Origin of the sequence: Actinomadura sp. WAC 06369 (assembly GCF_003947565.1) — a bacterium.
GTDB lineage: Bacteria > Actinomycetota > Actinomycetes > Streptosporangiales > Streptosporangiaceae > Spirillospora > Spirillospora rifamycini.
Genome location: NZ_QHJN01000055.1, coordinates 15962 through 37287 on the forward strand (window position 1 = coordinate 15962; position 21326 = coordinate 37287).

Annotated in this window: 19 protein-coding genes; 8 read left to right on the forward strand and 11 right to left on the reverse strand. The window is 68.8% G+C overall.

Going from position 1 to position 21326, the window contains the following annotated elements; all coding sequences use genetic code 11:
* Positions 1-220: 220 nt before the first annotated feature.
* Positions 221-1312: a hypothetical protein gene (locus tag DMH08_RS17060; RefSeq protein WP_233617644.1), complete on the reverse strand. Its 1092-nt coding sequence runs from the start codon at positions 1310-1312 to the stop codon at positions 221-223.
* A gap of 622 nt (positions 1313-1934) precedes the next feature.
* Here DMH08_RS17060 and DMH08_RS17065 point away from each other — a divergent pair.
* The 4 genes from DMH08_RS17065 to DMH08_RS42390 all read left to right on the forward strand — a co-directional run bounded on the left by DMH08_RS17065 (position 1935) and on the right by DMH08_RS42390 (position 7701).
* Positions 1935-3227 (forward strand): hypothetical protein, encoded by a 1293-nt coding sequence (locus tag DMH08_RS17065; RefSeq protein WP_125615679.1) that lies wholly within the window; start codon positions 1935-1937, stop codon positions 3225-3227.
* Positions 3224-5725, forward strand: coding sequence for a ThiF family adenylyltransferase (locus DMH08_RS17070; protein WP_125615682.1), 2502 nt, complete (start codon positions 3224-3226; stop codon positions 5723-5725). Before DMH08_RS17065 ends, DMH08_RS17070 begins: the two co-directional genes overlap by 4 nt.
* Entirely contained in the window at positions 5707-6819 is a 1113-nt protein-coding gene (locus tag DMH08_RS17075; protein WP_199747842.1) for a patatin-like phospholipase family protein, read from the forward strand. The genes DMH08_RS17070 and DMH08_RS17075 overlap by 19 nt, the downstream gene beginning before the upstream one ends.
* 756 nt (positions 6820-7575) lie before the next feature.
* Positions 7576-7701, forward strand: coding sequence for a hypothetical protein (locus DMH08_RS42390; RefSeq protein ID WP_267898551.1), 126 nt, complete (start codon positions 7576-7578; stop codon positions 7699-7701).
* 98 nt (positions 7702-7799) lie between these two features.
* Here the strand turns inward: DMH08_RS42390 and DMH08_RS17080 are convergent, their stop codons facing one another.
* From DMH08_RS17080 to DMH08_RS17110, 7 genes are all read right to left on the reverse strand, one after another.
* Positions 7800-8264, reverse strand: a complete 465-nt coding sequence (locus tag DMH08_RS17080) for a hypothetical protein (RefSeq protein ID WP_125615685.1) — start codon at positions 8262-8264, stop codon at positions 7800-7802.
* Between the two features lies 1 nt (position 8265).
* Positions 8266-9123, reverse strand: coding sequence for a TIR domain-containing protein (locus tag DMH08_RS17085; RefSeq protein ID WP_199747843.1), 858 nt, complete (start codon positions 9121-9123; stop codon positions 8266-8268).
* Between the two features lie 1050 nt (positions 9124-10173).
* Positions 10174-11193, reverse strand: coding sequence for an HNH endonuclease (locus tag DMH08_RS17090; protein WP_125615691.1), 1020 nt, complete (start codon positions 11191-11193; stop codon positions 10174-10176).
* Between the two features lie 148 nt (positions 11194-11341).
* Positions 11342-11689 carry an integrase gene (locus DMH08_RS17095; protein ID WP_199747844.1) on the reverse strand — a complete coding sequence of 116 codons (348 nt, stop codon included), beginning with the start codon at positions 11687-11689 and terminating at the stop codon, positions 11342-11344.
* 225 nt (positions 11690-11914) lie between these two features.
* Positions 11915-12115, reverse strand: coding sequence for a hypothetical protein (locus DMH08_RS17100; RefSeq protein WP_125615694.1), 201 nt, complete (start codon positions 12113-12115; stop codon positions 11915-11917).
* 208 nt (positions 12116-12323) lie between these two features.
* Positions 12324-12911, reverse strand: a complete 588-nt coding sequence (locus tag DMH08_RS17105; RefSeq protein WP_125615697.1) for a dihydrofolate reductase family protein — start codon at positions 12909-12911, stop codon at positions 12324-12326.
* Positions 12912-13006: 95 nt separating this feature from the next.
* Entirely contained in the window at positions 13007-13747 is a 741-nt protein-coding gene (locus DMH08_RS17110) for an IclR family transcriptional regulator (protein WP_125615700.1), read from the reverse strand.
* A 66-nt stretch (positions 13748-13813) separates the two neighbouring features.
* Between DMH08_RS17110 and DMH08_RS17115 the strand changes: the two genes are divergently transcribed.
* Genes DMH08_RS17115 through DMH08_RS17130 form a run of 4 tightly spaced genes read left to right on the forward strand, consistent with a single transcriptional unit; the run spans position 13814 to position 17667 of the window.
* Entirely contained in the window at positions 13814-14938 is a 1125-nt protein-coding gene (locus DMH08_RS17115; protein ID WP_125615703.1) for a cupin domain-containing protein, read from the forward strand.
* Positions 14938-15765 (forward strand): fumarylacetoacetate hydrolase family protein, encoded by an 828-nt coding sequence (locus tag DMH08_RS17120; RefSeq protein ID WP_125615706.1) that lies wholly within the window; start codon positions 14938-14940, stop codon positions 15763-15765. Before DMH08_RS17115 ends, DMH08_RS17120 begins: the two co-directional genes overlap by 1 nt.
* On the forward strand, positions 15762-16394 hold the full coding sequence (locus DMH08_RS17125; RefSeq protein ID WP_233617645.1) for a maleylpyruvate isomerase N-terminal domain-containing protein: 633 nt from the start codon (positions 15762-15764) through the stop codon (positions 16392-16394). The genes DMH08_RS17120 and DMH08_RS17125 overlap by 4 nt, the downstream gene beginning before the upstream one ends.
* A 22-nt stretch (positions 16395-16416) precedes the next feature.
* Complete coding sequence (locus tag DMH08_RS17130) at positions 16417-17667, forward strand: FAD-dependent oxidoreductase (protein ID WP_233617646.1); 1251 nt, start codon at positions 16417-16419, stop codon at positions 17665-17667.
* A gap of 51 nt (positions 17668-17718) precedes the next feature.
* Here the strand turns inward: DMH08_RS17130 and DMH08_RS17135 are convergent, their stop codons facing one another.
* The 3 genes from DMH08_RS17135 to DMH08_RS17145 are packed head-to-tail and all read right to left on the reverse strand — an operon-like array spanning position 17719 to position 21323.
* On the reverse strand, positions 17719-19434 hold the full coding sequence (locus tag DMH08_RS17135; RefSeq protein WP_125615709.1) for a CocE/NonD family hydrolase: 1716 nt from the start codon (positions 19432-19434) through the stop codon (positions 17719-17721).
* A 12-nt stretch (positions 19435-19446) separates the two neighbouring features.
* A complete protein-coding gene (locus tag DMH08_RS17140) occupies positions 19447-20385 on the reverse strand; it encodes an MBL fold metallo-hydrolase (protein ID WP_125615712.1) in 939 nt (312 codons plus the stop codon).
* Positions 20382-21323 (reverse strand): alpha/beta hydrolase, encoded by a 942-nt coding sequence (locus DMH08_RS17145; RefSeq protein WP_125615715.1) that lies wholly within the window; start codon positions 21321-21323, stop codon positions 20382-20384. Before DMH08_RS17145 ends, DMH08_RS17140 begins: the two co-directional genes overlap by 4 nt.
* Positions 21324-21326 lie beyond the last annotated feature (3 nt).

Consider the following 21326-nt stretch of genomic DNA (forward strand, 5'->3'; position numbering starts at 1 on the left):
CCGACGTCCATTCCCCGCCGCGGTGTCGGCCGCTGTCACGCTCTGGGAGTCGATGAGGCCAGCGTTGCGGTCGGCGTCGCAGCCTAACCGCGCGGGCGTATCCCCCTGGGGTATCTGGCCCTGTCACCGACATACCCTCACGCCAACAGCCCGTGCACTTATTAAACCGCCATGACCAATTAGCACTGATCAGCCTCCCACTTGCCAGGGAAGTGCGTTGTTAAGCTACTGCCGGTGCCGGTTCTCCCCAACGGTGGCCGCACTTCGACCATTTCCCGCGGCCACAGGGACATGAGCGGCTGCCTCGCACCGGGAAGAAGTTGCGCCAGTACTGGCGTCGAGTCAGCGTCGCCGCGGCGGTCGTCAAACCAATGTCATCTACAAGGGCAAGAGAGCGATCGAGTACGTCGACGATCACACGGCCGGCTCCGATCACGGCATCCGCAACAGTGAAAGCGATCGTCGGCTCCATCAACTGATGCTGGCCATCGCCCTGGAGCAAGAGCGGAGACCTCGCGTAGTACCGAACAGTGACAGCACCTGAGTCGTGGGCCATAGGAGGAGACGCATATGCGATCCTCGCCCCGAACGCCGGGTGCGCGGCATCGGACAGCCAGTCGTACCACTCGTGGAAACGAGGATCCCCTGAGACCTTGGCCAGCTTCTTCACCAGCGTCAAGACGTTGGTCGCCTGCAGCTTCTCATTGCTGCCCGTGAGGCGAGAACCCATGCCAGCATGTAGCAGGACGGGTGCAAGCGCATCGCGGACGGTCGCAGGCCGTTCGAGCGCCTTCCCTGGCGCAGCCTTACCGACCCTCCATGCCTCGGCGAGCTTCTGCGCCTCGTCAACGAGTGCACCGGCCTCCTCGAGAACAGCCCGCGCTGTTACCGCTCCGGAGGCGATGCGCCAGCGCCACAGATTATCCACAGTATCTTCAAGGAGGTCGATGCTCCGCCAAGCGTGCACTAGCCACCAACTGACAAGCCGTGTATGCAGCTCAGGGTAGATCACTGCGGCAGCTTGATCCCGCATACCAGCCTCTGACGGTTCATCCAAAGCCAAGACGACGGCCTCGTCGTCGGAAGCCACGTACACCCATTCTTCGCCATGCTGTGCGGCAAGCGCTTTCCACCGAACGACTTCGCGGTCCTTGCGCGGGACGAGCAAGAGATCGACCGTGTCGGCGTCCTCAGTTGAGATCCGCAGATCCTCAACGCGGCGGACGAGCGTGTCCAATTCCTTGGTGCGTGCTTCACCCAGCGCCTTGGCAGCCGTCTCAGCCGTGCTTCGTCGCACGCCCATAATGATCACTTCCTCAGGTCGCGGCAGACGCGTCCCCAGCTAGTACGGCTGTCTGAGATCCTTGGACTGCCGTACTAGGGCCGTAAACCCACACTCCACAGTATCGCTCACGTTCATCTTCGACCGCACTTGAATTTCTCATTCGGCCCACGACCGCGCAAATTGCATGCGGGTCGTCTTGGTTATGGAGTGCGCGTCGTCGTCGACACGCACTCCCGCGATCAGCCGATCGTGAAGTGGGACGGGATCGTCAGTTGGCAGCGGTGGGCGGTGGGGCTTTGGGTGCAGCCATGCACGCGGTTCCCCGTAGAGGACTCGGACCTGCACCGTTGCCGGTGGCTGCGCGTCGGCGCTGAGTATCGAGGAGCGTCATCGCGAGCCGGACCTCAGCCGACCCCACCGATCCCTCTCCCTCGTTCGATCCTGCTGTCGCACGCCGCATGCCACCGCTCATTCCCCTCCGCCGCGTACCGTGATCTGTCGGTGCCGTCAGATATCGTCCGCGCCGAGCGCGCCCTTGGGTCCGCGTTCGCCAACAGGTTCCGATCGCCGTCCCTCCGGGTGCCGCCCCCTCGCCCCGACCTGGTTCGGCTGAAGACCCCGAGCGCCATAGGTTGAGGAGGATGAGGCAGTGGCTGAAGAACATCCGGACATGGGTGTCGTTTTCTGGCCCGTGGGCACCGGTGACAGCACCACGATCGTGGTGAGCGAGGAAGTCGTCATGCAGGTCGACCTGCATGACATGGACAAGGCCAACGACGACGATAATCCCGAGGTGCCGGTCGTTGACCGGCTCGTGGAGGCGCTGCCCACCGTCGGCGGGCGGCCCTATCTCGCGGTGTTCGTCCTGACCCATGCCGACAAAGACCACTGCCTGGGATTTGCTGACCTGCTGGACAAGGTCGACATCGGCGAGCTGTGGGCGACCCCGCGGTTGTGGCGCGAGTTCGAGCAGGCCGTCGACGAGAAACTCTGCGAGGACGCCAAGGCGTTCCAGGCCGAGGCCGAGCGGCGCGTCAAGGCAGTGAAGAAGGCGATTGAGGAGGAGAGGGAGCCGGTCAGCGGCGATCGCGTCATCGTGATCGGCTACGACACCGACCACGACAAGCACGCCTACGACGAGCTTCCCGAGCAGTACAAGTCCGGCCCCGGCAAGTCGATCACGACGCTGGACGGACATTCGTGCGAGGAACGCTTCGAGGTGTTCATCCATGCGCCGTTCGCGGCCGACTGCGCCGCCGAGCGCAACGACACCTCGGTTGCGATGCAGGTGACGCTCACCGAGGCCGGCGGGGAGTGCGGCAAGATCCTGTTGTTTGGCGACCTTGCCCACGAGACGATCATGAAAATCTTCACCTTCAGCGAGGCGCGCAAGCGCGAGCACTACCTGGAGTGGGATGTGCTTTTGGCTCCACACCACTGCTCCAAGAAGGTGATGTTCCTGCCCGAGGACGGCGAGGACGTGCTGCAGCAGGACATCATGGACGCCTTCGCCCGGCACGCCCGCGACGAGGCCGTCATCATCGCAAGCAGCGGAGTGATCCCCTCCAGTGACGAACCGGGGAAGAACCCGCCCCACCGCAAGGCGGCCGATGAATACGAGGAGATCACCGAGCTGATCTGCACGATGGAGTGGCCCGACGCCGACACCCCCCACCCGATCGTGTTCGCCGTCGACGCCGATGGCGCCGGTGTCCTGCGCGAAGCCACCGTCGCTGCCACCCACACCGCGGTGATCGAGGGCAAGGCGTGGCGGCGCGGCCGGCGCCTGGCCGCGGTCACCTCAGCGGCAGCCGTGGTCGGTAGTGACGTCGCCAAGGCGCGGGGCAAGGCCTCGGGCGGCACCGACCGGATCCGTGCCGCGATCGCCGCCGATCGCGGCGCCGGCGATGTCGCGCCGCCTCCGGTGGGTTTCGGCCAGTGAGCCATGTCGGCTATCAGCTCGCCGCCCGCCAGCTCACTGCCCTGGCCGCGGTGAGCGGCGGTGTCGTGGAGGTGCTGGCTGAACACGCTGAGGCAGGCGAGCTGGTGATCGCCCTGGACGTGCGTGATATCCCGCGCGGTCCGGGGATCAGACTGCGCAACCGGGAACGGTTCCGGCTGCGGGTTCCGGAAACGTTCCCGTTCACGCCGCCCACGGTCCGGGTCCTACACGATCGCTGGCGGAAGAGTCCGCACGTCCAGTGGGGTAGCCACCTGTGCCTGTACGCGGCGGTGTCGGTGGAGTGGAACCCCGGCGACGGGGTCCGCGGGCTGCTGGAGAGGCTGGTGACCTGGCTGGAGAGGGCTGCCGCGGGCACTTTGGACCCCGACGGGCAGCCGCTGCATCCGCCGACGGTGTACTTGTCGGCCGAGGCCGGTGACATCATCGTGCATCCCGACCTCGGTGCCCGGACGCCCTGGGCGCAGGCCGCTGACCCGGGGCCTTCGACCATGTACGCCTGGTGTGTCAGAGACCTCGACCGTGTCGAGGTCATCGACTGGCTCGACGAACGCGACGCCTTTGCACGAGTTTTCGCCAAGGATGTCCAGCCGGTAGACGAGCGGGGACGCCCGTATTTCCTCATCCCGATGATGCTGGTCGACGACCACATCGCCTGGGAGTACCCCGTGCGCGCACGCGACCTCGCCGCCGCTCTGCACAGCGTCGGCTACCCACGCGAGGCCCTGTTGCAGGACCTGACCTGGTCCAGCAGATTGAATCGGCGGCTGCGGCGGGCGGAAGACCCCGACACCGACGACCCCGACACCGACCCGGTGGCGATGCTGCTGGGCACCCCGTCCAGACGCATCGAAGGCGATGCCAGGCTCGCGCATCTTGTCGCCTGGAACCTTGACGCATTGGGCGCGGACGTCGCCTGCCTGATGGGATATGCCCAGAAGCTCGAAGACAGGAAACTCACCGGTAGGGTCCTGGAACTTGCCCACCATTGGCTCGACACCGCGGCCGTCCGGTGGATGAGGGTGCACGAGGCCCGCGCTGAGGTCACCCGCCGCCGCGATGCGGGCTCGCCACTGTCCTGGCTGCACGGCAAACGGATCCTGGTCCTGGGTGCGGGCGCACTCGGCGCACCCGTCGCCGAGCACTGCGTCCGCGCCGGCGCCATGCACCTGACGGTCCTCGACCGGGGCACCGTCAACCCCGGGATCCTGGTCCGCCAGCCCTACACCTTTGACGACATCGGCCTTTCCAAGGCCCGCGCCCTCGCCACCCGCCTGAATACCCTCACCCGCCAGCCCACCACGACCGGCACCCACCAGGACGCCATCGCCGTCCTGGTGGGCTCCTCATTTAACCCGGACAACTTCGATTTGATCATCGACGCGACCGCTGACGCCGGCGTGCGCGCCGCTCTGGAGCGGGCCCGCACCAGCCGCCGCGACGACTGGCCCCACGTCGTCACTATGATCATCGGCCATCGCGCCGAGCACGGTCTGCTCGCTGTTTCGTCACCCCAGGCCATCGGCGCGGGGCATGATGTGCTGCGCCGAACCGCGATCCGCGCCCGCATAACGCAGGACACCGCATGGCGCGACATCGCCGACGACTTCTTCCCTGACCCGCCCCGGACCGAGATGTTCTTTCCCGAGCCCGGCTGCTCGGCCCCCACCTTCGTCGCCTCTGCGGCCGATGCCGGCGCTCTGGCCGCCGGCATGCTCACCCAAGCCATCCAGGTCGTCTCGGCCACCCCCCGCGACCGGGGAGCGATGACCGCCGCAGCAGTGCGGCAGCCATCGGCAGGAGCACGAGGCCACGCCGGGATACCACTGCTCGCCTGGGACGACGATGTGACCTGCCTGGACACCGGCGCGGGCTATGAGGTGAGGATCTGCGCGGATGCCCTTACCCAGATGCGGATCGAGACTCGTCGCGGCGCCCGCGTCCGCGGCAACACCATCGAAACCGGCGGAATGCTCCTGGGCGCCTTCGATGACGCGGTCGGCGTCGTCCACGTCGACGTCGCCACCGGTCCTCCGCCGGATAGCCTGCTGTCGCAGCACTACTTCGAGCACGGGACCGCTGGAGCCCAGGAACTCATCGACCACCACAACCGGCGCACCAAGGGCCTGACAACCTTCGTCGGCATGTGGCACTCCCACCCCTACGGGCAGGCGCGACCCAGCGCCATCGACGAAGCGGGCATGACGACCATCACCTCCCTGGCCGGAGGGAGCCGGCGTGCGGTGATGCTGATCCTCGGCGGGCCCGAAGCTGTATGGAACGCCTGGAAAGACGGCATCGGCACACCGCACCTGTACGCCAGGATCGTCGAGAACCGGCAGCCGGCCGATAGCGAATCTCCGCCGCGCCAACCCGATCGGCCTCCCGGCCGCTACTTCACCGGCGGCTACAGCTACCCCATAACCGGGCAGGACGGCCATCCGCCAAGACGCCGCCTCAGATGGAGGCGGAGACGCTGATGAGGAACACCCCCGCGATCGGGCTCGCCCTGTCCGGCGGCGGCTTCCGCGCGACCGCATTCGGCCTGGGCGCCATGCGCGCCCTGCACGACTGCGGCCTGCTCACCCAGGTCCGGGTCGTCTCCGGGATCAGCGGCGGCAGCCTGCTGGCCGCGATGTGGGCCTACGGCCCCGCCGACTTCGCCGAGTTCGATGATGCTGTCACCACCCTGGTCAGGCGGGGACTGCAGAGAGAACTCGCCGCACGCGCACTCGCACCCCGGCGAATGATCAACGGCATGGCCAGCAAGGTCCAAGCCGTTCCCGGGGTCCCCCGACGTCGGCTCCGCACGCACGCCCGGACCGAGGCCCTGGTCGCTGCGATCCACGCCCGGCCCTTCGGATCCCGCGACATCACCGAGGTCACCCACCCCGACCTGGCCACGGTCATCAGCGCAACCGATCTGATCACCACCAACGCCGTCCGGTTCGGTAGCCAGGTCAGCGCCTGCTCAGCCATCGGACGCATCACCGGGCCGATCCCGGTCGCCGACGCCGTGGCCGCCTCCGCGGCCTTCCCGATCCTCCTGCCATCTCTGGTCAGGACCTACCAATTCCAGGATCGCCACGGGCGCACCACCTCGCGCACCATCGCGATGACCGACGGCGGCGTCTACGACAACCTCGGCCTGAGCGCCCTACAGCCCGGCCGCTCACCAGCCCACACCGACCACGTGTACGACCTGGACTACATCTTCGCCATCGACGCCGGCCGCGGCCGCAAGACCAAGCACGGTGCCCCGTATCTGCTGCCCCGACTGGCGCGCAGCTTCGACATCACCTACAACAAGACCCAGGACGCCGCCCGTGCACAACTGAACCTGGCCGCCCAGCACGGCAGCATCCGCGGCTTCCTGCACGCCTACCTCGCCATGCAGGACCGCAACATGCCCGTCCCGGTCACCGACTACGTTTCCCGCGAGAAGGTCGTTACCTACCCGACCGACTTCCGAGCCGTCCCAGCCGAACACTTCCGGCACCTGACGCTCCGCGGCGAGCAACTCACCCGAGTTCTCCTGGCACACTACTGCCCCGAACTCCGTGTCCTGGCCTGACACTGCCCGTCTACCTGAAGATCCGATTCGGGCTGGACACCGATCGTTGCCACAGGCGTGCCGTGCCATCGTGAGGTGACTCGGAGAAGTCGGTCGGCGGCCGTAGGGTCTCGCCTATGCGCCCATATTCCTCTTCCACCTTCAGGGAGATCACATGACCCATCCGTCGGCCTGGTCCGCCCCGCCGGAGATCGAAGACCTGCTACACCGCTGAGGTGACCTCTCGACATTCCTGGTCCACCTCACCCGAGACGAAGTGCAGTCGGCGAGGCAGAACCTTCTAACCAGGTCCGCACGGCCCTCGTGGAGCGGCTGGCGTCTCCCGCTGGTACCGATGTTGGTGCATGGTCCCCGGAATCTTTTGGATGCGGTGTACCGTCGCCGGTGTGAGGAGCCGAGCCAACCGGGGCTCGCCCTGCAGGTGACGAAAGCGGCGGAAGGGATCTCGGCGCTGGCGGAGGCTGCCCACGACGCCGAGATTATCGGACGCCGCGGTGCGAGTGGTGCTGGTTTATGCCGCCTCGGGTTCGCCATCGCGGGACAGCAAACCAGCTACTCGACGACTATGGCCTGCCGCATCGTGACGTGTTCGGCTGGGCCGACGAGCGGTGTGGGCGATCCTGAAGTTCGTGTAGGCGCTGGGTACCGAGGAGCTGAACCGGTACGCACCGTTCGACGGCGCCGATCTGCAACTCCTCCGGGACGCCAGCGCAGCCGAACACGAGCTCGTGGCACACCTGAAAGCGCTCAGTGGTCGTGGCAGCGATCGTCACGCTGGCAGCCACGGCGCAGAGGGTGATTGAGCCGCTGGCCGACGCTCCGACGGAATCGCGTGGTGCTGCGCGAATGGCGGTCAACACCGCGCAGTTGCTGCACAGCTGACGGCGTTGCCGGAATCAGAACTGGCTCAGCCCTCTGATCACCGTGTGAGGCGCAGGCATCTGCTTCGCGTAACGGCTACTTCGATCGATCGCCTGAAATCAGACGGCGAAGGTTTGAGCACAAACGAGGCAGTAATATGGGCCTGACGTGTCTTCAGAGACCTTTACCGGCTCGTACGAGTGGCATGGGGACGTCACGATGACCATGTCGTCGGGCTCGGTAAGCGGAGCAGGTACATCTGGTGTGTCGAAGCTCCCTTTAAACTCAAGCATCGCATGCTTGCTACTGCCGCCCTTGAGCGCATCTCGCAGTCCTTGTTCGATCTCCCGTACCGCTGCCGGAGTGGCCACGCCCTGGACGTAATCGAGTTGCTCCTGTGTCCACCATGAGTCCATACCTGCTGGCTGCCCGCACAGAGGACAGTGATAGGCCGCCGGAACAGGCTGCTGTTCGGCTTCCTCGTTCGCTAGACCGTCATGCCACTTGAATTGGCGTATACAGTGCGGGCATTCCCGACGGAGAAACCCGTCGTGGTCCAGAGGCAAGGTCACGCGGATATCCATGTCACGCTCCGCTCACGAACTCGTCGACCTCGATCAGTGTCCCATCGACGGTTTTGCCGGTGATGGTGACGTTGAAGTACGAGTTAGAGCGCGAAGCGAGGGAGTCCGCCGACCTGCGCAGCACGCGCACTGACTTGCCAGCAGGCAACTTCGGGACGGGAAACTCGTTGTCATTTCGCGATGCGAGCCCCACGTCGGCAGCCGCGTCTACGTCCAGGTCGTACACGTCGCCGGGCCCGTGGTTGGTGATCTGAATCTCGTCCATCTTGCCGCTCCCATTATCGATGTACCGGGCCTCCAATCGCGGTGTGCCTGACGCCTGTGATGACGGCAGCTTTCGCCCCATCGAGAGCCCGCCGCCTGGTGGGACTGGCGGTGTCAAGTCCCCTGCGTCATGCCAGTCTGTCCCACTCGTTCTCGTGGCGCACCCTGCGGTTTGCAGCCTGGTCGCGAACTCCTGCCGCTTCTTGATGCTGTTGTCAAGGCGCACGACATGTCGGCCGTGGATGTCACTAAAGACTTTCACCTGTCCGAGTTCCACGATGATTGTGCGGTCCTCGTGACGGCCCATGGCCATGCCAGCTTCGAAGAGGACGTTTGGACGTGGTTGCATCTGGGGGCTGCACTCCGGGTCGCCTGCGTAGGTCAAGCTCTCGTGCAGGTAGGTGACATCGTCGGGCGTTTGGAGGACCACAACCGCTTGGGCGTTTGCGAAGGCCGTGTCCAGGACTTCGCCGATGTAGGGAGAACCCTTCCTGGTCATCTGGATGGCTTCCGACCACTCGATCGGGTCGAGCCCGATCGCCCGCAGGAACTCGAACAGTCCCTTGCGGGCGAGTTCGTTGCGTCCATGGATCACGAAGACTTTGCGAGGGTCCGCACCTCCCTCGGCCCCACTGTCTGTCATTTCTCCGCACCGCCCACGGTCGAGGGGGAACCTGTCTCGAAATACGCTAGCGGTAGGCACGGACAGTCGAGGGAGGTCTGTGCTTGGAAGTAGTCTTCGAAGCCGGGCCAACATCGACAACCTCCGTGAAGCGCACGGCCACCAAGTCTTGCGCGCGGCCAACAAGGGCGCCTGGATGGTGGTGGCACCTCTTCCACCGGCGGTCAGCAGAGCGATCGACCGGGCCAGCGGGCCGATCTTGCTCAGCACCCGCAGGCCCCGCACGGATCGGCACGCCACCACTCGCAGGCTGCGGCGGTTCGCCTGACTTTCCGCTCACCTCCGACGAGGAGCCGCCGTGGTTCGGGAACGGGCAGCAGTAGGGTCCTGGGTGGTCGGGATTGGTCACCCCAACACACGCGGTCATGGGTTTGAGAAGCGGGACGGAACCGTCAGGCGGCCACCGAGGGTAGCGGGGTGCACCGGTCTGCGTTAACCCCGCAAAGGGTTCGAACTAGCGTGACAACTCTGGACGAGACTTGACCTTGTCCCCGCTCCGAAAGGGCCACAGAGACGGTACTGTTAGGCCCATATACAGGCGTTTCGGCTTGCATGTGGGATCGACACGACGGCGGTTGCCCGACTATGCGCCTAACCGGGATGCGGTAGGGCGCGCCGATTGCGGTACCGGCGGACCATTTGCTGTCGGTGTGTGTCGCCTCACCGACATGAAGCCCCATGGGGCGCCTACATGCGGTCGCTGTTCGCTATGTCGCGCGGCGCTATGGGGCTCCGACTGTGAACGAGCCGGTGATAATCAGGGTGCCGCTGGGGGATGCGGGGCGTTCCCCTGTGGCTGGGGCCCCACAGGGGGCACCTCCACCGGACCAGCGGAATCAACCCGCTGACCAGCACAGACACCCAAGAACCGGGCGGGACTCAGTCCAACTGAGTCCCGCCCGTTCTCACTGTCTAGCAGGATTCGCGAGAGACCCACGAGAGAGCCTCTCGCGGCCGGACGACCTAGACGCCGGCCTCGACCTCAGCGGCGCCGTCGCGGTGCTTCACAACCAGCGTGCGCAGCTCCTCAGGCGTCGGCCAGGGTGAAGCCCGATGGACCATCCGATGGCAGTTCGCGCAGAGTAGGGCCAGATCCTGCAGTCGCGTCTTGGTTTCGCCGGAGACGTGCAGCGGGACGACATGATGGCACTCGATGTAGTCCGCTCCACGAGGGCCGTAGGTCCGCTCAAAGTCGAAGCCGCAGACCTCACAGGCAAGGTCCCCATGCTGCTTACGCGCCTGCTCAATCCGCCTCTTCCGGAGCTTCGGGTCACGCTCCCGCACGAAGTGCTTGCGAAGCAGGAGACTCCCCTCAGGCGCGCTGACATCCTCGTCGACTACGGCATCAGGCCACGCGACATCAAGGAGAGTCCCCGACTCGACTCCCGCTCGGATCAGCTCTGCAGAAGCGTGCATCCTCGCCGGGTCATCAAGGAACGCTTGCAAGACCTCCAAGTCCAAGACGCCACCATTGGTTGGTTTGCCCTGGTAATCGGGGTGTCGTGTGGCGATGTCCGAGGTCTTATGCGCTACTCCATTGGGGTTGCGGAACTTCTCCCCACGTGCGGCAAGCGGGTGAATCGGCAACCGCTGGAGAAGGTCGGAAAGCTCAAGTACGCGCTTGTCCTCTGGCATGAGCCGGCGCCAGCCGTTGGCAGCAACCAAATCGCAGGCAAGGACAAGTTCGTCCCATCCCCACGGAGGATTACGCGTGGTGCGTACCTCAAAGCCGAGCCGCTTGAGCGTCCGAACCGCGTGTTTCGCTCCGCCGGAGAAGTCTCCCGCCGTGAGCGCCGTCCCGGTGGCGTACCGGTGCGCGACGCCTGCGATCGCTTTGGAGTCGTAGAAGCCCTCTTCGTATACGAGTAGGTACTGACGTGCTTCTCCGAAGCCGTACCGGCTCAGAAACCGCTCACGGCCAAGTTCTCGGTACTCGGCAATTGCCCTCAGCACATCTACGCGGGAGATCTCTGCCAGGACCATGGCGCTGAGCGTATGCCATAGACACGACAAACCTAGGCGCACCGGAGATAGCCACACGCGCACAAGGGGCGCCCAACCACATTATCGCAGGTCGGACGCCCCTTGTGGAGGACTCCAGGTATCGGCGAGCGTTGAACCGCCGACGTGATCAGTCGTCCTCTAGATCCCTCTCGATGCGCCGGTTGATGTTGTCGTCTTGGCCGTCCAAGCAACCGGCGTAGCGCTTGAGCAGCACCTCAACCGAGTTGCCCGCTCGCTTGGCCACGTCCGCCGGCGAGACTCCCGCATTGAGCCACGTGGTCAGCGCCGCGTGACGTAGGTCGTACGGACGCCCGGCAAGCGGCGACTCGACTTGCACCGGCGCGAACGCGAACTGGCGAGCCTCCTCCCACGCGCGCGAGTAGGTAGAGGCTCCGAGGATGCCGCCGCGCTCGTTGCGGAACAGGCGCCCATCATCGGCGGTGCCGAACCACCGACCGCGAACGCTTCGGAACATGTGCGGAATGCCGGATGGTCGTGAACCGGGCGGAAGCATTCGTGTGCGGGTCAGCGAAGTTGTCTGTGCTGATCAGGTACGCGTCCTCCGGAGCCTTGTGCGGAGGTTCGAATTTGCGGGCAGCACCTCAGATGATCAGTCGGGCTCCAGTTGACCTGTGGGCCGGGGTTTTGCATGTTGGCAGGCGGGCGCTGGCGGAAATCGTCAGGGGCGACGGGTGGGCGGCTAGTTGGGGCTGTTTAAGTGCCGCCTCTTTATGAAGTAGGTCAGCAGGATTGCCCCGGCCATGGCCAGACTGACGACTTGGGTGAGCGCGATGATGCCGCCTACCTGATCGGCGATGTGTGAGACGAGACCCGACCAGTTGAGTGGGGTCTCGTTTTCGGGATGGCCGAGGTCTGGGGGCTCGGCGGCGTAGGCGTCCATACGGCTCAACTCCTCCAACAAGGGATCACAGCAGGCTAGCCGAGGAGCCGCGATCCGGAACGAGGCGTGTGCGATTTCGCAGAGCGAAGCGCGAAGGAGCGATCGGCCGGTTTCTGTAGTTCATGGGCGGTCTGCACGACTTGAGCGTCTGCTGACGTTCTCTGTGCGAAGAAGCGCTTCATGTTGCACGTCTCCGGCCCGGGGGTGGTTAGCGGCGGACTCGGTATTGCAGGTGGAGTGCTCGGTTGCCCTGGACGACGGTGGGGTCGTCGAGGAGGCGGTGGCCTGGGGTCAGCTTGGCGAAGTAGGGGATGCCCTCGCCGAACAGCACGGGCACGAGGCTGACGCACACCTCGTCCACCAGGTCGAGATCGAGTGCCTGCTGGATGATCGACGCGCTCGCGATCGTGACGTCCTGGTCGCCGGCGATCTCCTTCGCCTTGGAGATCGCGGCTTCGACTCCGTCGACGAACGTTGTCGTGGGCCATCGTGTGGCGGCGTCTTCGGGGGGTCGGTGCGTGACCACGACGACGGGGGCGCCGGCCGGGTGCTTGTCGCCCCAGCCGTCCGCGATGTCGAACAGGCGGCGGCCCGCGACGAGCGCGCCGCAGTTCTCGGTCAGGTCCCGCAGCATTTGAGCTCCGGCTTCGTCGACCTGGAACGAGACGGTCTCGTTCGGGTTCGGCACGTTGATCTCGCCCGTTTCGTACCAGTCGAACAGCTCTCCTACCTGGTCGTTGGGGTCCGCGACGAACCCGTCCAGCGACATCGTCATATGGGTGAGCACCTTGCCCATCGTGTCTCCTTTGGTTGCCGGTTCGCTGTAACGACTCGGTCCGGCCGTGGGACTCATCGGTTCCGGGGCGGTGATCCGTGGTGTACGTCGGCGGCTCAGTTTTTCAGGTCGTGTTCTAGGGATCGGGCGACTGTGCGGAGGGTGGTGACCAGGGTGGGGAGGCGGTGCTTTTCGTAGCGGGCGCTGGGCATCGAGATCGAGAGGCCCGCGGCGGCTTCGCCGTCGGGGGACGTCACGGGGACGCCGACCGCGACGACGCCGCGTTCGGAGCGGCCCTCGTTGAGGGCGAAGCCGTTGCGGCGGACGCGGGCGAGGTCGGCGCGGAGGGTGTCGAGGTCGTGGTCGGTGTAGAGCTCGTCCAGTTGGTCGGGTGGGAGTTCGGCCAGGAGGAGCAGGCCGGCGGTGGTGCGGTGGGCGGGGAAGACCATGCCCTCGCGGGAGCCGACGCGGAGGGCCTGGCGTGACTCGACGCTGGCGATGAAGCGGACCGTGGTGCCGGTGCGGATGGTGAGGTTGGCGGACTCGTCGAGGATGTCGACGAGCCGGTGCAGGTGGGGCAGGGCGGCGGCGCGGAGCCTGGCGGTCGTCGACTGGGAGTGGGCGGCGAGTTCGAGGACGGGGCCGACGCGGTAGCTGCGGTCGGCCTGGCGGACGGCGAAGTCGCGGTAGACGAGCATCGCGAGCAGGCGGTGGGCGGTGGAGCCGGCGACGCCGAGGCGCTGGGCGACCTCGGTGACGGTGAGGGGGCCCTCCAGTTGGAGCATCGTCGCGATGCGGAGGGCGTTGTCGACGCTCGTGATGGCGTACGGCGGTGGTGTCTTGAGTGGTTTGTCCATTGCTTGCTCTTTCTGTAGGGCAGAATTTCCTTTTCTGTAGAGGGTACGAGCGGGACGATCGTGGCCATGACCAGTTCCCCTGTGCGGCTCCGGGCCGTGGACGCGCCCGGGCAGCCGGACGTCACGCCGGAGCTCGAGAGTCTCTATCGCGGGTTCGAGGCCGAGCTGCTCGTGCCGCTGTGGACGGAGATCGGCGACCTGATGCCGGTGCATCCGCGGTCCGGGGCCGTCCCGCACGTGTGGAGGTGGGAGAGGCTCGCGCGCCTGGCGGAGGAGGCCGGACGGATCGTGCCGGTGGGGCGCGGGGGCGAGCGGCGCGCGATCGCGCTGGCCAACCCGGGGCTGGGGGGACGTCCGTTCGCCTCGCCGACGCTCTGGGCGGCGATCCAGTACCTCATGCCCGGGGAGGACGCGCCGGAGCACCGGCACACGCAGCACGCCTTCCGGTTCGTGGTGGAGGGGTCCGGTGTGTGGACGGTCGTGGGCGGGGACCCGGTGCCGATGAACCGCGGCGACTTCCTGCCGCAGGCGGGGTGGAGCTGGCACGCCCACCACAACGCGGCCGATCGGCCGATGGCCTGGATCGACGGCCTCGACATCCCGTTCCAGTACATGGCGGAGTCGCAGTTCTTCGAGTTCGGGCGCGAGGAGGTCACCGAGCGGACGACGCCGGAGCGGTCCCGCGCGGAGCGGCTGTGGGGGCACCCGGGGCTGCGGCCGGTCGGGGTGGGCCGCGGTGGTCCGGGGTCGCCGCTGCTCTCGTACAAGTGGGAGTACACCGATCGGGCCCTGGCCGACCAGCTCGCGCTCGAGCGGGAGGGGTACGGCGGGGTGGTGGAGCCGGGCCACGCGGCGGTGCGCTACAGCAACCCGGTCGACGGGGGCGATGTGCTCCCGACGATGCGCGCGGAGTTCCACCGGATCGCCCGGGGCGCCGAGACGGCTCCGGTCCGGGAGACGGGGTCCAGCGTCTTCCAGGTCTTCGACGGTTCCGGGACGGTGACGGTCGGGGACCGCGCGTGGTCGGTGGCCCGCGGGGACCTGTTCGTCGTCCCGTCGTGGACGCCGCTCTCGGTGCGGTCCGAGGCCGGTTCGTCGGACTCCGACTCCGGGGCCCTGGATCTGTTCCGTTTCAGTGACGCGCCCGTGTTCGAGGCGCTCGAGCTCGACCGATACGCGAAGGACGCCTGATGAAGCTCGCCACCATCCGCACCGCCGACGGCACGCGCGCCGTCCGTCTCGACGACGGCGGGCTCGTCGACGTCGGTTTCGCCGACCTGGGCGCCCTGCTGGCCGAGCCGGACTGGCGGGAGCGGGCGGCGGCCTCCGGCGAGGTGCACGACGCCGAGGGCGCCGACTTCGCGCCGGTCGTGCCCCGGCCGTCGAAGGTGATCTGCGTCGGCCACAACTACTCGAACCACATCAAGGAGATGGGCCGGGAGCTCCCGGCGTACCCGACGCTGTTCCCGAAGTTCGCCGACTCCCTGATCGGTGCCCGCGACGACGTCGTGAAGCCGCCGGAGACGGAGGCGCTCGACTGGGAGGTGGAGCTCGCCGTCGTGATCGGGCGGGACGTCCGCCGCGCGGACGACGCGGAGGCGGAGGCGGCGATCGCGGGGTTCACGGTCATGAACGACGTGTCGGTGCGGGACTGGCAGTTCCGCACCATCGAGTGGACGCAGGGCAAGATCTGGGACTCCTCGACCCCGGTCGGGCCGTTCCTGGTCACCCCGGACGAGGTCGGCGGCGTCCGTCCGGCGCTGCGGGTGCGGACGGTCGTGGACGGCCGGGTGATGCAGTCCGACGACACGGGGACGCTGCTGTTCGACCCGGTGTTCCTGGTCAAGTACGTGTCGACGATCGTGCGGCTGCGTCCCGGCGACCTGATCGCGACCGGCACGCCGGCGGGGGTGGGGCACGCCCGCGACCCGAAGGTGTACCTGACCGGCGGCGAGACGGTGGTGACCGAGGTCGAGGGCATCGGCGCCTGCACGAACCGCGTCGTGGGGGACGCGTGACGGCCCGCACGCTCGCGGACGCCCTCCGCTGGGCGGAGGAGGGCACCGGGATGTTCCTGGACGGCGTCCGCGGCCTGGACGAGCGGGGGTTCGGCGCTCCGTGCGGGCTGCCGGGCTGGACGCGCGGGCATCTGGTGGCCCATGTCGCGGCGAACGCCGAGGCGCTCGGCAACCTGGTGCGGTGGGCGGCGACCGGGGAGCCGACGCCGATGTACGCGTCGCCGGAGGAGCGGGCGGCCGGGATCGAGCGCGGCGGCCGGACGGGCGGCGCGGAGCTGACCGCGTGGCTGGTGCGCGCGTGCGACGGGCTGCGCGCGGGGATGGGCGGGCTGACCGGGGAGCAGTGGGGGCGGGAGGTGGTGACGGCGCAGGGCCGCACCGTGCCGGCGTCCGAGGTGCCCTGGCTGCGGTCGCGCGAGGTGCTGGTCCACGCCGTCGACCTGGGGACCGGGGCCGGTTTCGGGGACCTGCCGGACGGCTTCCTCCGCGCCCTCGTCGCCGACGCGGCGGCGAAGCGGGGGCTGGACGCGGCCGCGCTGCCGGACGGGCCGCGGCCCGAGGTGGCGGCGTGGCTGACCGGACGGCCGCACGCCCTGGCCGACGCTCCCCTTCTCGGCCCCTGGCTGTGAAGCACTCCAGAGAGTAGAGATCATGACGAATCCTGATGTGCTCGTCGTCGGCGGGGGGATCGGCGGGCTGGGCGCGGCGTACGCGCTGGCGCGCCGCGGCCTCGCGGTGCGGCTGCTCGAGCGGTCCGACGCGTTCGGCGAGGTCGGCGCGGGGATCCAGCTCGCGCCGAACTGCACCCGCATCCTGGACGACTACGGGCTGCTGGACGAGGCGCGGAGCCGCGGCGTCGCGCCGGACGCGATGGTCATGCGGGACGCCGTGGACGGGTCGGAGCTGACCCGGCTCGACCTGCGCGACCTGGAACGCCGCTACGGCTTCCCGTACCTGGTCATCCACCGCAGCGACCTGCACGCGATGCTCGTCCGGGCCTGCGAGGGCGCCGGCGTCGACCTGGTGACGTCGCGGCACGTGGTCGGGTACGCCAACACGGACGGCGGCGCCCGCGTGACGCTCGCGGACGGCGGCGCCGAGGAGGCGCGGGCGGTCGTCGCGGCGGACGGGCTGCACTCGGTGGCGCGCGGGCTGCTGGTGGACGACCGGCCGGTGTCGTCGGCGTACGTGGCCTACCGCGGGACGACGCCGACGGCGGCCGGACGGGCCGCGCAGGTCGATCTGTCGGAAGTGGCCGTGTACGTGGGCCCCCGCTGCCATTTCGTCCACTACGGGCTGCGGGGCGGCGAGCTGCTCAACCAGGTGGCCGTGTTCGAGTCGCCGAAGGCGCTCGCCGGCGCGGACGACTGGGGCACGCCGGACGAACTGGACGCGGCGTTCGCGGACACGTGCGCGTTCGTCCGCGCCGGGCTGCCCGACATGTGGCGCGACCGGTGGTGGCGGATGTACGACCGCGACCCGGTCATGACGTGGGTGGACGGCCGTGTCGCGCTGCTCGGCGACGCGGCGCACCCTCCGCTGCAGTACATCGCGCAGGGCGCGATCATGGCGATCGAGGACGGCTGGGTGCTCGGCGAGCACGTCGCGCGGAACCGGTCCGGCGACGGGTCGGTGGACTGGGCGGCGGTCTTCGCGGCCTACGGCGCCGTGCGCCCCGAGCACTGCCGCCGCGTCCTCACGACGTCGCGGGCGTGGGGCGAGCTGTGGCATCTCGACGGGCGGCCCCGGCTCCAGCGCAACGTCCTGCTGCGGGAGCGCGACACCTACGACTACTCGTTCGTGGACTGGCTGTACGGGCCGACGGCGCTGTTCCCCGCGGAGGAGCCGCCGATGTTCACGCCGGTGCCGCTGGCGTCGGCGGAGATCGGCGCGCCCGGCTGACGCGCCCGTCCGCCGGCGGCGAGCGGTCGGTCGCCGCCGGCGGACGCCGCGTCAGGCCGCGGTGAACGGCAGGACGAGGCGGGACGGGTGGGCCGCGTCGCGGTAGATCTTGTGGGTGACGGGGCGGCCGACCGGGAGGTGGAAGGCGTCCGGCGGCAGGAGCGCGTTGTGCGCGTCGGCGAGCGGCTCGTTGTTGGAGAGCTCGGCGACGATGCGGTGGCCGGGCAGGAACGTCGCCGCGAAGGGGTAGAGGCGCAGCACGTATTCCTCGATCGTCCCCGGTTCGACCGGCACGGCGCGGGTGTGGGGGTGGTACGGGTCGCCCTCGGTGGTGCGCTCGTCCAGTTCCCGGTGGGACGCCTTCAGGTAGCCGGTCGTGATGAGCCGGCGCCCGCCGTCCGGGGCGGCGTCCCAGAGGCGGAGGATGAAGTTGGTGTCGGGCTGGTCGATCTCCGCGAAGAGGTGCGCGGCGCCGGTGCCGATCAGTTCCGTCGGCTCCTCGAACGGTTCGGTGCTCCAGCTCAGGATCTCGACCTCGTCGGTGACCGTGAGCGGCGCCTGGTAGAAGCCGTCGGGGGCGGCGTGCTCGGGGCCCAGGGGTTCGGGGTCGGGCGACAGCCCGCGGCGGGGGCGGAGGTAGAGCGGCCGGTACTCGACGGGCTTGGGCGGCCACTGCGCGCCGGTCGCCCGCTCGCGGGAGCCCTCGACGAAGACGGTGACCGCGGGCTCGTCCATGATCCCGTTGTCGACGCCCTTGAGCCAGTGGTCGTACCAGCGGAACATCTTGTCGTGCTCCTCGACGAAGGGGCGCGACTGCATCGGCGGGTAGGGGCCGATGTCGAGCTTCTTGGGGCCGTTCAGCGCGTCGAAGAGCTCGATCGTCCCGTCGACGGTCCAGCCCCGGCCGTGGTCGATCTGCAGGTAGACGGGGACGTCGATGTTCCCGGCGAGCGTGATCGGGTTGCGTTCCTCGTACCAGTCCCCGTCGAGGGGGTTCATGACGATGTCGAACCACGCCTCGTGGTGCCGCGGGTAGTGCAGGACGTGGACGAGGTTCGGCCAGGCGGCGACGTCCGGGTCGCGGAGCCGCTCGGCGACGCGCGCCTCGATCTCCTCCGGGGAGTACGTCTCGAGCATGCGGGACTTCACGCGGTCGGTGAACGCCCAGCCGGAGTCGCCGCCGCGGCCCTCGCGCGCGGCGCGCGGCATGAACCACATGACGCCGCCGTGGTAGGTGGTCTCGTAGAAGTCGTAGTGGCCGCCGCTGACGAAGATCGCCTTGAGGCTCGGCGGGCGTTCGGCGGCCGCGAGGACCTGCATCGACCCGAAGTACGAGATGCCGATCATGCCGACGTTGCCGTCGCACCACGGCTGCGCCGCGACCCACTCGACGAAGTCGTACGCGTCGCGGCCGAGCGGGACGCCCCCGGCGTTGTAGTTGCCGATGTGCTCGCCCTCGGAGTCGCCGGAGCCGCGCAGGTCGCCGATGACGTGGACGTAGCCCTCCCGGACGACCCGCGCGATGTCGCCCGCCTCGATGCAGCCGTCCCACATCGGGCTGGGGCGGCGCTGCGGCGGCGTCGTCAGCGCGAGGGCCTGGAGCTCCTTGCCGTACGGGCTGAGGGCCACGAGCGCCGGGCGCGGCTCGTCCGCGACGCCCTGGTAGGCGTCGGCGGCCAGCGCGACGCCGTCGCGCATCGGCACGCGGAGGTCCTTGCGGACGGCGATGTCGTCCAGGCCCGCCTTGATGGTGCGGAGGTCGGCCATGAGACTCCTCTGTCACGAGTTCCGGTTGAAGGACGTGCGGTAGCCGTGCATCGACGTGAAGAAGGGCGACGGCTCCGGGGCGGGGTCGGCGGTGTAGCCGACCGCCCGCGCGACGGGCTCGAACGGCGAGTACGCCGAGCCGGTCTCGCGGAGCCCGGCGCACAGGCAGGCGCGGGCCGCCCGGCCGACGCGGGCCTCGATGTCGAGGCTCTCGCGGAGGGCCGCGCGGGCCTGCGCCGCGTCGAGCTCGACGCCGTAGGGCGTCCCGTCCGCGCGGCGGTACGGGTGGCCGAGGTAGAGCCGCTCGGGCCGGACGTCGTCGCGCAGGTATTCGAGGCTCGCGCGGTAGGCGTCCGGGTCCTCGAAGCCCGGGAAGCCGTTGGCGGCGCCGTGCACCTGGACCGCGTCGCCGACGAACGCGGCGCCCGTCCCGTCGAGGACGTACGCGACCGACCCCGGCGTGTGGCCGGGGATCGCGTGGACGGAGACGGTGACGCCGCCGCCGAGGGGCAGGGACTCGCCGCCCTCGACGAGCAGGGTCGGCTCCATCTCGCCGGAGATGACGGCGTCCGCCGCGGCGGCCGCGTTCGCCGCGCCGCCGGGGTCGCGCAGGTACCGGCCGCGCCCGGCGAGGTACGCGTCCGCGTGGGCCCGACGCGAGCGGAGCAGCGGCGCGTCGGCCGCGTGGATGACGACGCGCGCGCGGCGGCCGGTGAGCTCCCACAGGGCGCGGGCGCCGCCGATGTGGTCGATGTGGCCGTGGGTCAGCAGGATCCAGCGGACGTCCTCGATCCTGCGGCCGGCGGCCCGGAGGGCGGGGGCCATGCTTTCGGCGGGCGACGCGGCGACGCCGGTGTCGACGATCGCGGGTTCGGGCGCGTCGATGTAGAAGCTGTAGAGCCCGAACCGCCCCCACGGCGACACCAGGGGAAGGACCTCCGCCGCGGTCACGCCGCCGCTCCCCCGCCGCGCGGCGCGAGGAAGTCGCGGGTCTCCGCGTAGACCCGGTGGTACTCGGGGATCCACGAGAAGTGCTGGACGAACCCGTGGCCGGCGCCCGGGTAGCGGCTGACGACCGCGTCCACGCCGGCGTCCCGCAGGCGCCGCCCGTACTCCTCCCCCTCGTCCCGCAGCGGGTCGAGTTCGCCGGTGACGATCAGTGCGGGCGGCAGCCCGGTGAGGTCCGCGCGCTTGATCGGGGAGACGCGGGGGTCGGCCGGGTCGGCGCCGCTGTCGAGGTAGAACGCGTTGAACGGCTTCAGCGCGGCCGTCTCCAGGCCGTGGCCGACGGCGTTCTCCCGCAGCGACGGGTAGCGGGCGGGGTCGAAGTCCAGGTCGAGCGACGGGTAGTACAGCACCTGGTGGGTGATGCGGTCGAAGCCGTCGTCGCGGGCCTGGGCGGCGACCGCGGCGGCGTACGTGCCGCCGGAGCTGTCGCCCGCGACGGCCAGCGTCGTCCCGTCCCAGCCCAGGGACGCGCCGTTCGCGGCGGCCCACCGGACGGCGGCGGTGCAGTCGTCGAGCCCCGCGGGGAACGCGTGCTCGGGCGCGCGGCGGTAGCCGGCGGAGACGACCTTGAGGCCGGTCTCGGCGGCGAGGGAGCGCGCGACGTGGTCGTGCGTCTCGAGGCTGCCGAGGAAGAACGCGCCGCCGTGGAAGTAGACGAGCAGGCCGTACGCGTCGGCCTCGGCGGGCGTGTAGATCCGCAGCGGCAGCTCGCCGGCGGACGTCCGGGCGGTGACGTCCTCGACGCAGTGCAGCGGCAGTCGGTCGGCGGGCGGCGGGACCTGTGCCTCCTCGGCGGCGCGCATCGCGGCCGGGTCCAGCGGTCCGGGCGGCGGCGCGGGCGCCGCGGCGAGCGCTTCGGCGATCTTCGGGTGCAGCGGCATGGG

Bases quoted from the DNA above. Each gene is read 5' to 3' on its own strand.
- DMH08_RS17110 (WP_125615700.1), bottom strand. From the start codon at position 13,747: ATGGACAAACCACTCAAGACACCACCGCCGTACGCCATCACGAGCGTC.
- DMH08_RS17135 (WP_125615709.1), bottom strand. From the start codon at position 19,434: ATGGCCGACCTCCGCACCATCAAGGCGGGCCTGGACGACATCGCCGTC.
- DMH08_RS17095 (WP_199747844.1), bottom strand. From the start codon at position 11,689: ATGTTCCGAAGCGTTCGCGGTCGGTGGTTCGGCACCGCCGATGATGGG.
- DMH08_RS17080 (WP_125615685.1), bottom strand. From the start codon at position 8,264: ATGGATATCCGCGTGACCTTGCCTCTGGACCACGACGGGTTTCTCCGT.
- DMH08_RS17145 (WP_125615715.1), bottom strand. From the start codon at position 21,323: ATGCCGCTGCACCCGAAGATCGCCGAAGCGCTCGCCGCGGCGCCCGCG.
- DMH08_RS17075 (WP_199747842.1), top strand. From the start codon at position 5,707: ATGGAGGCGGAGACGCTGATGAGGAACACCCCCGCGATCGGGCTCGCC.
- DMH08_RS17105 (WP_125615697.1), bottom strand. From the start codon at position 12,911: ATGGGCAAGGTGCTCACCCATATGACGATGTCGCTGGACGGGTTCGTC.
- DMH08_RS17115 (WP_125615703.1), top strand. From the start codon at position 13,814: ATGACCAGTTCCCCTGTGCGGCTCCGGGCCGTGGACGCGCCCGGGCAG.
- DMH08_RS17100 (WP_125615694.1), bottom strand. From the start codon at position 12,115: ATGGACGCCTACGCCGCCGAGCCCCCAGACCTCGGCCATCCCGAAAAC.
- DMH08_RS17090 (WP_125615691.1), bottom strand. From the start codon at position 11,193: ATGGTCCTGGCAGAGATCTCCCGCGTAGATGTGCTGAGGGCAATTGCC.
- DMH08_RS17120 (WP_125615706.1), top strand. From the start codon at position 14,938: ATGAAGCTCGCCACCATCCGCACCGCCGACGGCACGCGCGCCGTCCGT.
- DMH08_RS17130 (WP_233617646.1), top strand. From the start codon at position 16,417: ATGACGAATCCTGATGTGCTCGTCGTCGGCGGGGGGATCGGCGGGCTG.